Origin of the sequence: Dokdonia sp. Asnod3-C12, assembly GCF_045063975.1 — a bacterium.
In the GTDB taxonomy this organism is placed as follows: Bacteria; Bacteroidota; Bacteroidia; order Flavobacteriales; family Flavobacteriaceae; genus Dokdonia.
Genome location: NZ_JBEFNY010000003.1, coordinates 3,123,458 through 3,136,904, shown reverse-complemented (window position 1 = coordinate 3,136,904; position 13,447 = coordinate 3,123,458). Strand labels below are relative to the sequence as shown.

Annotated in this window: 12 protein-coding genes and 1 other RNA gene; 7 read left to right on the top strand and 6 right to left on the bottom strand. The window is 36.3% G+C overall.

Annotation, left to right across the window (positions count from 1 at the left end):
- Nucleotides 1-100: 100 nt before the first annotated feature.
- The 4 genes from rnpB to ACJJVW_RS14140 all read right to left on the bottom strand — a co-directional run bounded on the left by rnpB (nt 101) and on the right by ACJJVW_RS14140 (nt 6,773).
- Nucleotides 101-422: RNase P RNA component class A (gene rnpB, locus ACJJVW_RS14155), an RNA gene on the bottom strand.
- Nucleotides 423-480: 58 nt separating this feature from the next.
- Complete coding sequence (locus ACJJVW_RS14150) at nt 481-3,060, bottom strand: phosphoenolpyruvate carboxylase (RefSeq protein ID WP_405252701.1); 2,580 nt, start codon at nt 3,058-3,060, stop codon at nt 481-483.
- Between the two features lie 324 nt (nt 3,061-3,384).
- Nucleotides 3,385-5,454 carry a M16 family metallopeptidase gene (locus ACJJVW_RS14145; RefSeq protein ID WP_405252699.1) on the bottom strand — a complete coding sequence of 690 codons (2,070 nt, stop codon included), beginning with the start codon at nt 5,452-5,454 and terminating at the stop codon, nt 3,385-3,387.
- A complete protein-coding gene (locus tag ACJJVW_RS14140) occupies nt 5,454-6,773 on the bottom strand; it encodes a pitrilysin family protein (RefSeq protein WP_013752284.1) in 1,320 nt (439 codons plus the stop codon). Before ACJJVW_RS14140 ends, ACJJVW_RS14145 begins: the two co-directional genes overlap by 1 nt.
- A 238-nt stretch (nt 6,774-7,011) precedes the next feature.
- Here ACJJVW_RS14140 and ACJJVW_RS14135 point away from each other — a divergent pair, with 238 nt between their 5' ends.
- The 5 genes from ACJJVW_RS14135 to ACJJVW_RS14115 all read left to right on the top strand — a co-directional run bounded on the left by ACJJVW_RS14135 (nt 7,012) and on the right by ACJJVW_RS14115 (nt 10,843).
- Nucleotides 7,012-7,659: a DUF4159 domain-containing protein gene (locus ACJJVW_RS14135; RefSeq protein ID WP_405252697.1), complete on the top strand. Its 648-nt coding sequence runs from the start codon at nt 7,012-7,014 to the stop codon at nt 7,657-7,659.
- A gap of 28 nt (nt 7,660-7,687) precedes the next feature.
- Nucleotides 7,688-8,023: a hypothetical protein gene (locus tag ACJJVW_RS14130; protein WP_405252696.1), complete on the top strand. Its 336-nt coding sequence runs from the start codon at nt 7,688-7,690 to the stop codon at nt 8,021-8,023.
- A 96-nt stretch (nt 8,024-8,119) separates the two neighbouring features.
- Nucleotides 8,120-8,548 carry a TrmH family RNA methyltransferase gene (locus tag ACJJVW_RS14125; protein ID WP_405252694.1) on the top strand — a complete coding sequence of 143 codons (429 nt, stop codon included), beginning with the start codon at nt 8,120-8,122 and terminating at the stop codon, nt 8,546-8,548.
- Nucleotides 8,549-8,570: 22 nt separating this feature from the next.
- Entirely contained in the window at nt 8,571-9,668 is a 1,098-nt protein-coding gene (locus ACJJVW_RS14120) for an AI-2E family transporter (protein ID WP_298324722.1), read from the top strand.
- The gene (locus ACJJVW_RS14115; protein WP_405252692.1) at nt 9,668-10,843 is read left to right on the top strand and encodes a THUMP-like domain-containing protein; all 1,176 of its coding nucleotides are present in this window, start codon (nt 9,668-9,670) and stop codon (nt 10,841-10,843) included. Before ACJJVW_RS14120 ends, ACJJVW_RS14115 begins: the two co-directional genes overlap by 1 nt.
- 2 nt (nt 10,844-10,845) lie before the next feature.
- Here ACJJVW_RS14115 and ACJJVW_RS14110 read toward each other — a convergent pair whose 3' ends face one another.
- Complete coding sequence (locus ACJJVW_RS14110) at nt 10,846-11,598, bottom strand: hypothetical protein (RefSeq protein ID WP_379953127.1); 753 nt, start codon at nt 11,596-11,598, stop codon at nt 10,846-10,848.
- 267 nt (nt 11,599-11,865) lie between these two features.
- On the bottom strand, nt 11,866-12,105 hold the full coding sequence (locus tag ACJJVW_RS14105) for a DUF1456 family protein (protein WP_013752290.1): 240 nt from the start codon (nt 12,103-12,105) through the stop codon (nt 11,866-11,868).
- Between the two features lie 250 nt (nt 12,106-12,355).
- Here ACJJVW_RS14105 and ACJJVW_RS14100 point away from each other — a divergent pair, with 250 nt between their 5' ends.
- The gene (locus ACJJVW_RS14100) at nt 12,356-12,550 is read left to right on the top strand and encodes a cold-shock protein (RefSeq protein WP_013752291.1); all 195 of its coding nucleotides are present in this window, start codon (nt 12,356-12,358) and stop codon (nt 12,548-12,550) included.
- 96 nt (nt 12,551-12,646) lie between these two features.
- Complete coding sequence (gene rluF / locus ACJJVW_RS14095; protein WP_405252690.1) at nt 12,647-13,429, top strand: 23S rRNA pseudouridine(2604) synthase RluF; 783 nt, start codon at nt 12,647-12,649, stop codon at nt 13,427-13,429.
- Nucleotides 13,430-13,447 lie beyond the last annotated feature (18 nt).

Below are 13,447 nucleotides of genomic sequence, written 5' to 3'. Positions count from 1 at the left end.
CGTCCCGAATTAACTTCGGGAAGCGTAACAACATATAGTATAACAAATAAATCCCGCAACTAGCGGGATTTATTTGCTATAAAAAGCTTGTAAAATCTTAAAAAAAAGCAGGCCTATAAGCCGGATTCTGTTCACTCTAGATGATTCTAGAGATTCCTTATTATTTATCTGGGATTACCATTACTAGTAACCTCTATCTGCCTACCCTCCCACAACGCGCGGATCGCACTTAACTGTGAGTATACTTGACATTGCACCGCATAGAGTTTACCTGGGTTCGCTACAGCATTACCTGTACATTCTTTCTGTTGCACTTGTCCTCCACTAAAAATAAATTTAGCGTGACGGCCGTTAGCCGCTATGCTATCCTTTGGTGTCCGGACTTTCCTATCCATTGCTGGATCAATAAGGCGGCCTGCTGGCGCAAAGGTACTCTAACTATTATAAGGGAGCAACGCATTACTCCCTTATGATGCTTTTTTATGCCGAGTTTCTACTCGCATTAATATTACCAAATAATGATCTCGTCACCATCTGCTCATACACAGCAAGCTTATCTGACTGTTCTCCAGATTTTTGCATTTCTTGTATAGCTCTTAATGCATATTGCTGGATGGTAAGAAGGGGTAATACAATGCGTTCTCTTTCTTGTATAGATGCTTTACCAGCTTGCTCATTTTCCATTAACTCCTTGAGTCCTGACACTTCAAGCATTAATCGCTTGCTACGCTCATATTCATCAAATAGAATTTTCCAGAAAGCACCAAACTCCTCGTCATCTGCCATGTAAGCGGTTAAGCCAAAGAAAGACTTGGTAAGGCTCATCATACTATTTTCAAGCAGCGTACGGAAGAATGAACTGTTCTTATAAAGCTCTTTTACCTCGTCAAGTGTTCCTTTTTCTTCAAAAGAAGCCAGCGCAGTACCTACGCCATAAAATCCTGGAACGTTTTGTTTAAGTTGGCTCCAACTTCCCACAAAAGGAATTGCTCTTAAATCCCCAAAATCTAGCGTAGACTTCTGAGAACGCTTACTTGGCCTACTACCAATATTTGTTTTTGCATAATACTTAAGCGTACTCATACGCTCCAAGTATGGCAAAAATTTATCGTGCTGTTTAAAAGCTGTATAAGCTTCATAACTCTTTTGAGCTAGTGCTTCTAGTGTTGCTCTGTCGGTATCTGTAATGTCATTATTTGCAGAAGCAAAAACTTCATTTGCAACACCACTACTTAATAATTGCTCCAGGTTATATTGACATGAATCCAATGTCCCAAAATTTGAACTGATGGTCTGTCCTTGTACTGTAAGTTGTATTTCTTGGGCTTCAATTTTTGGCCCTAAAGATGCATAAAATTGATGTGTCTTTCCGCCTCCACGTGCTGGTGGCCCTCCTCTACCATCAAAGAAGATTACAGTAACTCCGTATTTTCTAGACATGGCAGTCATCGCTTCTTTGGCTTTAAAAATACTCCAGTTTGCCATGAGATACCCACCATCCTTGGTTCCATCAGAGAAGCCTAGCATAATAGTCTGGCGCATGCCACGACGCTTTAAATGCGCACTGTATGTTGGGTTTGTATATAACGCCTCCATCACTTCTGGAGCAGCAATTAAATCTGGAACGGTCTCAAAAAGTGGGGAAACATCTGCAGTAGGCATATCCCAATCACATAGTCTTAAAAAAGTAAACGCCTGCATTACATGCAATGCACTTTGTGAATTACTTATGATATAACGGTTGGAACCTTTTTCTCCATTTTCTTCTTGAATGGTTTTCATTGCATAAATAGAACCTAGTGTTTTCGTGACAACTTCTTCACTAAAACTCTCTGGATCTAAGGAGCCAGAAACATCATTTAAAAATGCAATCTGCGCTTCGTCATCTAGACTCAAGTAGTTCTCTGGAAATATAGCTTTACCATCTATCTGAGCATGTGCTACTATTTCTTCAAACACAATTTTATGGATGCTACTATCTTGTCTTATATCTAGGGAGGCAAAATGCAACCCAAACAGTTCTACTTTGTGAATTAAGCTATCTATATGGTCTAAGTATAAACTTTGATGCTTATCTCTTACTACATCACGCACCTCTTTAAGAACGGTAAGAATATGCTTTTGATCAATCTCTGGCTTACCTTCTATAAAAATCGCTTTATACAACGCAGCCTCTAATGATCCCAGAAGTTCCTCTGTACCTTGAAAAGTTATACGACGACGCAGTTGTCTTAGTTCGCGATAATAATTTCTTAGTACGGTGCTGCGTAATTTACGTGCAACTTTAAGCGTGATTGCTGTAGTCACAAATGGATTACCATCGCGATCTCCACCTGGCCAAAATCCTAGGTCTACTAGTGAGTTACTAAAAGCTTCGTCTTGTATTAAGTGTTTATGTAAGTAATCATAAATAGCACCTGCACTATGGTAAAACACATTTTCTAGGTACCATATTAAACTTACTGCCTCATCATAAGGCGTTGGTTTTTCTTTCTTAAAGAAGGGTGTTTTTCCTAATTGAGCCAGTAATGATTTTATGTCTTCTAGACGGTCTTCTCGTATTGCTTCACTAAGATCATTAATAATACCTAGCACCACTCCTGGATAAAACTGCGTAGGGTGTGCAGTAAGTACTGGTCTTATTTTAAAAGTATTTAAATAAGCAATAAGCTCTTCTTTTTTACCAGTTGCCTCTGCTTCTTCTTTTATGTTACGCAGTGTTCCGCGGCCGTCCATGTTATTTACAATACGATATGAAGCATCCTCTATCGCATCAAAAAGTACCACTTGACGCTCTATATATTGTATAAATTTAAACAGCAAATCTTCCCTTTCCTTTACCGAAGCATCTCTCATGTATCTTTCAAAAAAGTACTCAATGATTTCAGAAGGATTTTTATTGTCTTCATATCCTGCTTTACAAATAGAATGAAAAAGCGGTAGAAGTACTCCCGTATTTGAAATACCGTCAAAGGGAAGTGTCATAAATATAGCGTTGTACACTTCATATTTTGACTTTACATTTGTATTAAATCTCTCAATTTTTGGTTCTCTAGACATGGGTATTATTTTTATTAAAAGTACATATCACTTTTCACTTACTATATAGGGTTGTTAAATTTCAGAATCTCATAATTACACTCGTTTATGAGTCAACCTCATTAGCAAATAGCCAATTAATACATTGTAAAATTTATAATTTCTCTTTTTTGATGGGTTATTATTACGCTTTCGCGAAAGCGTAAAACCATATACTTCCAGCTTTTTTTGAATATTCTGAGAAGTAAAGTAGCAATAAGGAGTTTATAACAATGTGCAAGGGAAATTAAGAGCATAAAAAAAGGCCAGCAACCGCTGACCTTTTTAAAATTATGTGATTAATGATTACTCAAAATCTGCATCTGAAACTCCTTCATTTACTTTGATCTCTGTAACATTAAATTCTATAGCTTGTGGGCCTAAAGACTGGCTCAATGTAAAAGGAAACATAATTCCTCCTACATCTTGATACTTGCTATAAACGATCGTAGTCTTGAACGTTTGACCTTGTGCTTCTTGTACAGAAACTTCTTGAAGTTTAAGTCCAGTTTTTGCACTGTAATAAGCCATTTTACCTCCATCAACCTTTACAACATAAGCATCTTCACCATTTACTTTTTCCATACCTTCTAGAGTAGCTCCACCACTTAACCAGTTTACTTCTGGAAAAGGAGAAGATTCTGCTTTTACTTTGGCAATATCATCACCTTCTAGGTCTTTACGCTGTCCTTGTGCTACCATATAAGCGGTCTCACCATCTAGCACTTGCTTAGAAAGAGAATTACCTCCCATCATGATGTTCTGTACAAATTGCTCTTTGGTAGTCTTTTTAAGCTCAAAATCTAACGTCATACCTTGCACAGTACCTTGTGCCTTGATATACACAGAGTTTACTGCAGCAATCTTATCCTTGCCACCTATGGCAGCAATGTAAGATTCAAGCACTTTATTTACCGTTAAATCTCCAGGAAGTTCTTTCTTGAATTCTGGCTTTGCAATTGCTTTACCGTACACATCAAAATACTTTACAGGTACAGCTTTACCATTAATAACAACCTTATTGAGGTTATCAATAACTTCGCTACCTTTACCAGTAACTACGATTCTAGCATTATCTCCTTTAAACAATTTACTTGCAGCATTCTGCACGTCTTGTTGAGATACTTTATCAATATTAGAAAGGTAATTTTTGTAGAAATCCTTAGGAAGTCCTTTGCTCTCAATATTGTAAGCATAGTTTGCGATAGTTTGTGGTCGCTCTAACGCTAGTACAAAATTACCTGTATACTTTGCCTTAGCATTTGCAAGCTCTTCGGCAGATACTGGCTCAGATCCCATGCGATTAATCTCTTTTACAATCTCAACCACAGAGCTATCTGTAACTACGTTACGTACACTTGCTGTAGCGCTAAAACGTGTTACCGTTTTCTCGTTAGATCCTATTCTAGAATAAGAACCGTAAGTATACCCTTTATCTTCACGTAAGTTGTTAAAAAGACGAGCTTCTCCACCACCACCTAAGATGTTGTTTGCAATCAATGCAGGAAAATAATCTGCATCAGTCATTTTTAATTCTACAGTGTTCTGAACAGCAATTTCTGACTGTACAGCGTTATCCATGTTTATGAAGTTGATTTCTGTAGTAGATGCATTTCCTTGCTCTGAGAATGGTGTTTCAGGAATGTTTCCTTTTTTCCAGCTCTTGAAGTTCTTCGTTACAATCTTCTTTACATTATCAAAATCTACATCACCTATAATGATTAAATATCCATTATTAGGTCTGAAGTAATCTGAGTGAAACTTATTTACATCTGCAAGAGTTACATTATTTACCGTCTCTTCTGTAGTAAATTCTCCATAAGGGTGATCTGCACCGTAAGCAAGAACGCTTTGTACACGACCTGCAATTGCACTTACACTTTTCTCATTAGATTTTAAACCTTCTATGAGACGCTCCTTTTCCTTGTCAAACTCTACTTGTGTAAAGTTAGGATTGATACCAGCATCTGCTGTAAGTTCTATAAGACGCTCAAAATACTTTGATAGTCCGCTAGCAAATGCACTTTGAGAACCAAAACCTATGTTTGCTCCTAAGTAATCTACTTCTTCCTCATAAACATCTTTTTCAATGTTTTTAGAACCTTTACCCAGCATAGATGACGTAAGGGAAGCAACGCCTGCCTTATCTCCTTCTACAATAAGAGGATTATTCATCGTAAGTTGAATAGATACTCTAGGTAACTTTTTATTTTCAACAACCATTACTTTGAGGCCATTCTTGAGCTCAAAAGATATTGGATCTTTTAAATTAATCTCAGGAGCCGGACCTGGCTTAGGTTGTATGCTTCTGTCTACTTGTGCATAACCAGCAGTTGCTAGCATTAATAGTGCACCTAATATAATATGCTTTTTCATTAATTTTCTTTTTGAGATTCTGGTAAGTACTCTAATATTACACGCTCATTTTCTTTGAGGTACTTTATAGCAGCTGCTTTAATGTCCTCTCTTGTTATAGATCTGTAAATATCAATCTCTGTATTAATAAGATTAGTATCATCATATAACATGTAGTTACGAGCAAGTGAATTTGCAATACCTTCTACACTACTGTTAGAGTTTACAAAACGGTTTTCAAATTTATTTTGAAGTTTTTGATAATCTCTTTCAGATATAAGCGTTGTTTGAAGTTTTACAATCTCCTCATCCATTTCTGTTATTAAATCTTCTAGAGAGTTTTCGCCTAGAGGTAACGCTCCTATTAAGTAAGAACCGTAATCTTCTTGAGCACCGCTAAAAGCAAATACTTGTAATGCTTTCTTCTGGTCATCTACAAGTTTCTTGTAAAGTCTAGAGCTCTTACCATCACTTAATACAGATGATACCATGTCTAACACATAAGCATCTTTTTCTGTTTGAGCAGGAGTTCTGTAAGCTAAGAATATCGCAGGAATCTGGATATTAGGATCATAAAACTTCTCTCTTACAGGTACCACAGGATCTTCTTTGAACGTGCTACGTGCAATGTCTTTACCTCTTGGGATAGGCGCAAAGTATTTATTAATCATCTCTTTAGTCTCTGCAAGATCAATATCTCCAGCTACAACCAAGACTGCGTTATTTGGCACATAATAGGTATCGCTAAATTTTTGAAAATCTTCTAGTGTTGCACTAGCAAGGTGATCAAGAGATCCTATTGTTGTCCAGCGGTATGGATGCTTCTTAAAAAGCATCTTCCCTATTACTTCTTGAAAACGTCCATATGGCTGATTGTCCACTCTTAAACGTTTTTCTTCTTGCACTACTTCCTTTTGAGTATCTACGCCTATTTGATTGATGATTGGGTGTAATAAACGCTCAGATTCCATCCATAGACCTAATTCTAGGTTGTTAGAAGGAAACACTTCGTAATAATACGTTCTGTCTTGTGTCGTGTTTGCATTGTTTTGTCCTCCATTTGAAGAAACTACCTTAAACCATTCGCCACGTTCAATATTTTCTGTACCCTCAAAAAGTAAGTGTTCAAAAAAGTGAGCAAAACCAGTTTTACTTGGATCTTCATCTTTTGCACCTACGTGATACATTACAGATGTTGTTACTACAGGGGCGCCATTATCCTGGTGAAGAATAACGTGCATTCCATTGTCAAGATCATACTCTTCAAAGCTAACCTCTTGAGCATTAAGGGCAACGCCACTTAACAAAAGAGCTGCTAAAGCATACATTTTCTTTTTCATATTAGATTTTAAAGTTATTGTTAGTATGTAAGTCGCAGCAAGATAAAATTGTTACAACTTTACAGGAGTAAATTTATATACTCATTTGACGAATTACAAGGTATTTGTGCTTAAATTCCTACAAAATCATTTGAATAACACTAATTAAGAGAACTTTAGCTTTCTTGTTTAACTTTCTTGTTAATTAGGACTTCCATCATTTTGGTATTCACTATTTTTATTTTTTATGAAAAACTCTATGAAGCGTAGTATTCTCGCACTTGTTATCATGTTATTTATGTTCGCTTTCGCGAAAGCGCAAGATCTAGCAGTGCTTAAGTATAAAGGAGGTGGAGACTGGTATAGTAACCCAACAGCCTTACCTAATCTCATTACTTTTTGTAATAAAAACATCAATACGAAGATGAACTCTACTCCCGTATCTGTAGATGCTGGTAGTACAGACATATTCCAATATCCACTATTGCATATGACTGGACATGGAAATGTTCTTTTTACAGATAATGATGTAGAAAACATGCGCAATTATCTTATAAGTGGTGGTTTCTTACACATAGATGATAACTATGGAATGGCTGAGTACTTGCCTAAGGAACTTAAAAAAATATTTCCAGAGCAAGAACTTAGAGAACTTGCCGCTACCCATCCTATCTTTTCCAGCGCATATAGATTCCCTAAAGGGCTACCTAAAATCCACGAGCATGATGGCAAACGACCACAGGCGCTAGGACTTTTTTATGAAGATAGACTTGTTGTGCTTTTCACTACAGAATCAGACTTGGGTGACGGCTGGGAAGATCCAGAAGTACATGGAGACCCAGAAAGCGTACGCGAGAAGGCACTACAAATGGGTGCCAATATTGTTAAGTATGCTTTTGAGAACTAATTTATATTCCTTTTAAAAATCTAGACCTTTGAAATTATACTATTACTGTAGTTCATGTAAAAAAGAAAATAGCTTTAATACTAAAGCTAGCAATCGTTTTGAATTACAAGAAGAATGCGGCAATCATATAAATGACAGATGTAATCATTGTGGAACCCAAGTTAAAAGAAGAGTTAATCGAGTTCACGCAAAACCCGATATAAAAATAGTTTCAATAGGTTTATTATTAGGTATAATATCGACTATATTTTTATGGAATCTTGGCTGGATAGCAACCCTAACATTTAGTATTCCTATTCTTGCATTTTCATATGCTAGTCAACAGGCGAATAATTTTAATAAAGTAATGGTAGACGATAAATAGTCGGCTACAATCCTAATTCCCTATACTGTGCAACTCGCCCATAATCATCATAAACCATCCACTCACAATAAAGAGATTATCCTCGTCTGTGAGCATATGACTAGTCCTGCAAATGCTGGAAGTATTTTTAGGCTAGCAGATGCCTTTGGTGTAAAAGAAATTATTTTCTGCGGAAATCAACCAGATACAAGAAGCAGCCGTTTACGTAAAACAGCTAGAAATACAGAAAAGACAATACATTTTCGCGCAAGCGATACTATAAAAAATACATTACAAGAACTACATGACCTTTCCTTTACTAGTATTGCCTTAGAAATCACATCAAATAGTAAACCGATGAGCACAATAGATTTTTCTAGATTAGATAAAGTTGCTCTAATTATAGGTGCAGAAAGCATAGGAATTACGGACGAAACACTGGAGCAATGCAATAACATAGCGCATATTACGATGTATGGTATTAATAGTAGTATGAATGTAGCACAAGCTACAGGTATTGCACTTTATGAACTTACAAGGTCATAATTATAGTATCTTGCAGCCTCAAATGAAACCACTCAAAGCAAAAATAATAAGCATAGGTATATTACGAGCAATAGGCGTTGTAGTAGGCGTTCTCATGGTGCTATGGCTGCTTTACACCATCCAAAGTGTAATTGTATACCTCGCCGTTGCTGCAGTATTATCACTAGTAGGAAGACCTATTGTGAAGTTTTTACGCTACTCGCTTAAATTTAGCCCTACTTGGGCATCCGTAGTGACCATTCTCCTACTCATCATGATTATTATGGGAGTGCTCGCCTTGTTTATACCAGTGGTGATTGATCAGAGCCAGCATCTTAGTCAGATTAATTTTGATGATGTAAAGGTGAATATTAATCGATTGTACGGAGAGATTGCCGCCTACTTTGGTATTAATAAAATGACCATCATACAAGGTGTACAACAAGCCGACTTTGTAAAGAACTTTGATTTTGGGATTATACCAACGTTTCTAAATAGTATTATAGGAAATCTAGGAGCTGCAGGAATAGGGATTTTTGCTATTATTTTTATCACATTCTTTTTCTTAAAAGACAATAGACTTTTAGTAAACAGCTTGTTAGTATTTGCCAGGAGAGGTAATGAAGGTAAATTTTTACGTGTTTTTGAAAAGATTAAATACTTGCTATCTCGCTATTTCATAGGACTCATCATACAGGTGTTTACCATGTTTGTACTTTATGCGATTATCTTGCTTTCCTTTGGGATAGACAATGCACTTGCAATTGCATTATTTTGTGCGGTATTAAACCTAGTTCCTTATATCGGTCCGCTGGTAGGTGGAGGTGTCATGTTATTACTTGTGACATCTAGTAATATCAATATGGATTTTAGAACTGTGATATTACCTAAGCTGTTTTGGATTTTTATATGCTATGGAGCTGCACAAATGGTAGATAATTTTATCATACAACCATTCGTTTTTGGAAATAGTGTAAAATCACATCCCCTAGAGATATTTCTTGCAATCATTATTGCAGGATTACTATTTGGGGTATTCGGGATGATTCTTGCCGTACCTGTATATACTGCACTTAAAGTGATTTCTAAGGAATTTTTAAGTGAATACAAAATTGTTCAAAAACTTACACAAGATTTGTAATGAACACTATGCTTTTAAAGCCAGAAGTGCTTGATTATTTGAAGCTTCATGAGCAAACACCACTACACTCATTCATTCTCAAAGGTAGTCCGTTCAAAGAAATAAGCGTTCAAGAACTAGCGCAACAGCTAGAAGGCAAACGTAAAGCAAAGGGTAAATTACCGCTGTGGCATGAAACAGATGGGATTTTATTTCCACCAAAACTTAACCTAGAGCAAACCTCTTCACAAGCTACAGCTCGTTACAAAGCGAGTCTTATGGAAGGTAACCATATTGTTGATGGAACTGGTGGGTTTGGTATTGATGCATTTTACTTTGCTCAAATAGTAAAGCATGTTACGCACATTGAAATGAATAGTGAGCTTTCCGCTTTCGCGAAAAATAATGCGCAAACACTACAGCAATCTAATATTGATTTTATAGTAGGTGATTCCATAGAATTCTTTTCTAAAACTGAGCAGAAGTTCGATACCATTTTCTTAGACCCTGGAAGACGTACAGACGCAAAGGGAAAAGTATTTATGCTTAAAGACTGCCTACCTAATGTTCCTTTATATAAAAATCTATTACTATCTAAGTGTGATAGCTTATGGATTAAAACTGCGCCATTATTAGATATATCTGCAGGACTAGAAGAACTACAACATGTTGCCGAAATTCATATTGTTGCACTTAAAAACGAGGTAAAAGAAATACTGTGGAAGCTATCGCCTAAGAAAATGAGTATACCTCAAGTAACCGTCGTTAATTTAGATACCGAAGATCCTACACTTACATTTGATTATACCGCAATTTTTGAATCTACTCCCACATATGCGGTACCCCAAACATATCTATATGAGCCCAATGCTGCACTTATGAAAAGCGGAGCTTTTCATTGGATTTGTGATCATTTTAAAGTAGATAAACTTCATGAGCACTCACATCTCTACACATCGGCAGAGTTAAAAGATTTTGCTGGAAGACGCTTTAAAATTTTAGAGGTACTACCCTACTCAAAGAAAGTAGCAAAAGAACTGCAAATCAATAAGGCAAATATCACCACCCGTAATTTCCCTATGAAGGTAGAAGATATACGCAAGAAGCTTAAGATTAAAGATGGAGGTGACGTTTACTTATTTTTTACAACGCTTGAAAACAGTGAACTCGTTGTTATAAAAACAAGTAAAATTTAATTCTAGTATTTTGTTATAATCACCTGACCTATATATGAAGTCCCTATAGGTTTTAAACTAGACACCTCTCGTCCCCCTGATGTGCTTACATAGGCCATAGATAGACTTAATGTAATACGATCTCCAGCGTTATAAAATCGCACATCTGTAGCATAAATTGGCAAAGAAAGAGCAGCAGTCACGTTTCCTCTGGGTACTCCTCCAAAAACTCTAAAACTATCTGTTTCATCAGGTAGTGTCGCTTTATCGTTATCAAGCTGTAAATTTATTAAAAAGTCTGTCGAGCCACTTAAAGTAATGTTAGTGTTAATCTCAAATCTATAGAATCCGTCGGCTTCAATTTGAAAATATTCATCGCCGTCTGTTGCACTTGGATCTATTAAAGTTACTAGTGAAGTGTTATTAATGTTTACTACTGGATCAACAAATTCAATCCTACGACTGTCATTTGAATTACATGGAGAACATGTTTCAAAAATACTAGAAGTGGTAACCCCAAATTTTGCTTGATAAGCAAGTTGAGGGACTGCAACACTCTCAACTATCTGACTTGATTGTACAGTTACGATATCTCCGTTTGCATCTCTAGCTAGCAATCTACTCCTAGCATCATCATCTGATCCCAACGGGCTATCATCTATGCGCAAACCTCCATTAATGTGTAAGTCATTTTGAGGGTCTGCGGTACCTATTCCAACTTGTGAAAGTACCGTATTACCTAAAAGGCAAAAAGCAATATAAAACAGTAAACGCATAAACTAACTCATTATAGAGCCAAGTTAGTAATTGCAATGCTATTAATGTTAAAATTTCGACGAGCGACTATATAATTCGTTGTTCTACAACCTTGTAGCCATTGGTGCTTTTAAATTTTAAAGCATTTGGTAAAAAAACAAATTTATGCCGCTTTACTATAGCACTTAACATTCTCAAATAATGCTCTAAGAACTTATAAAAAACACTTTAGACAAATGCTAGAGCTATAATAGGTAAACGTTTTACATAGCTAGAATGAAGAATAATTACTTCTTCTTAGGAGGCATCGGTCCACGCTTATGAATCACAAGACCATTTAAGAAATTACGTAAAAACTGATCGCCACACTCCATAAACTTAGGATGGTCAGGATTTCTAAAAATAGCTCCTAGTTCGCTCTTAGATACTTGAAATTCTACGAGTTTACAGATTTCAATGATTTCATCATCACGCAATTGAAGTGCTACTCGTAATTTTTTAAAGATATCGTTGTTTGTAAGAGCCATACTTGTCGGTTTTGAGCGCAAGTTACGAGATTAGACAGACAATCTTTATCATATACGAGACCTAATTTCAGTAAATAGCGACTTTTTTCATACAACTTTTAGTTAGTCAAAGCCCTATATAATGGCGATTACAAGGGTTTTAGCTTTCGCGAAAGCGTATAAAAAACTATTTTAAAACAATTAACTACAATTAATAGTTTCTGTATTAAATAACTGTAAATTTGCAACTTAACATATTTAAATTATTACAATGCACAAAGGAACAGTAAAATTCTTCAACGACACTAAAGGTTTTGGATTTATCAATGAAGAAGAAGCAAACCAAGAGCACTTCGTACACGTAACAGGACTTATCGACGAGGTAAGAGAAGGTGACGCTGTTGAGTTTGAATTAAAAGAAGGTAAAAAAGGATTAAATGCAGTAAACGTCAGAGTAATTGACTAAGCACATATAACTTTTTAGTTCACTTTTATGAACTTGCAATGCCAGTCTTACGACTGGCATTTTTTTTGTCCAATTATATAGTACTTTTGTAGCTCTATGGAAGAAAGAAAACAAACACGCATAAATAAATATCTAAGTGAAGTGGGCTACTGCTCCCGCCGTGCTGCCGATAAATTGATTGAGCAAGGAAGAGTGACCATAAATGGTAGAATTCCAGAGATGGGAACAAAGATCTCGCAAGGTGACGAGGTTCACGTAAATGGCGAACTCATCTCTGCTCCTACAGAAAAGCCTGTTTATATCGCCTTTAACAAGCCTGTAGGTATCGTTTGCACAACAGATACACGTGTAGAAAAGGATAATATCATTGATTACATTAATTATCCTAGTCGCATATTTCCTATAGGAAGACTAGATAAACCTTCTGAAGGTCTTATCTTTTTAACTAATGACGGAGATATTGTAAATAAAATTTTACGCGCTCGTAACAATCACGAGAAAGAATACGAAGTGTGGGTAGATAGACCTATCACACCTTCTTTTATTCAACAGATGGGGAATGGCGTACCTATACTTGATACTGTAACACGTACCTGTCACGTAGAACAGTTAAGTAGATTTTCTTTTAAAATCATTCTTACTCAAGGACTCAATCGCCAGATACGCCGCATGTGTGAAGCACTTGATTATGAGGTTACACGTTTAAAGCGTAACAGGATTATGAATGTTTCACTAGACGTGGAGGAGGGAAAATGGCGCTATATAACAGAAGAAGAAATGAAAGAAATCTATGTACTTGTAGCAGATTCTGAGAAGACACAGTCAGAAAAAGACGCCGAACCAAAATATAAAGATTTAAGAAGTTCTAGAAATAGATAATATTTTAGTTACGCTTTC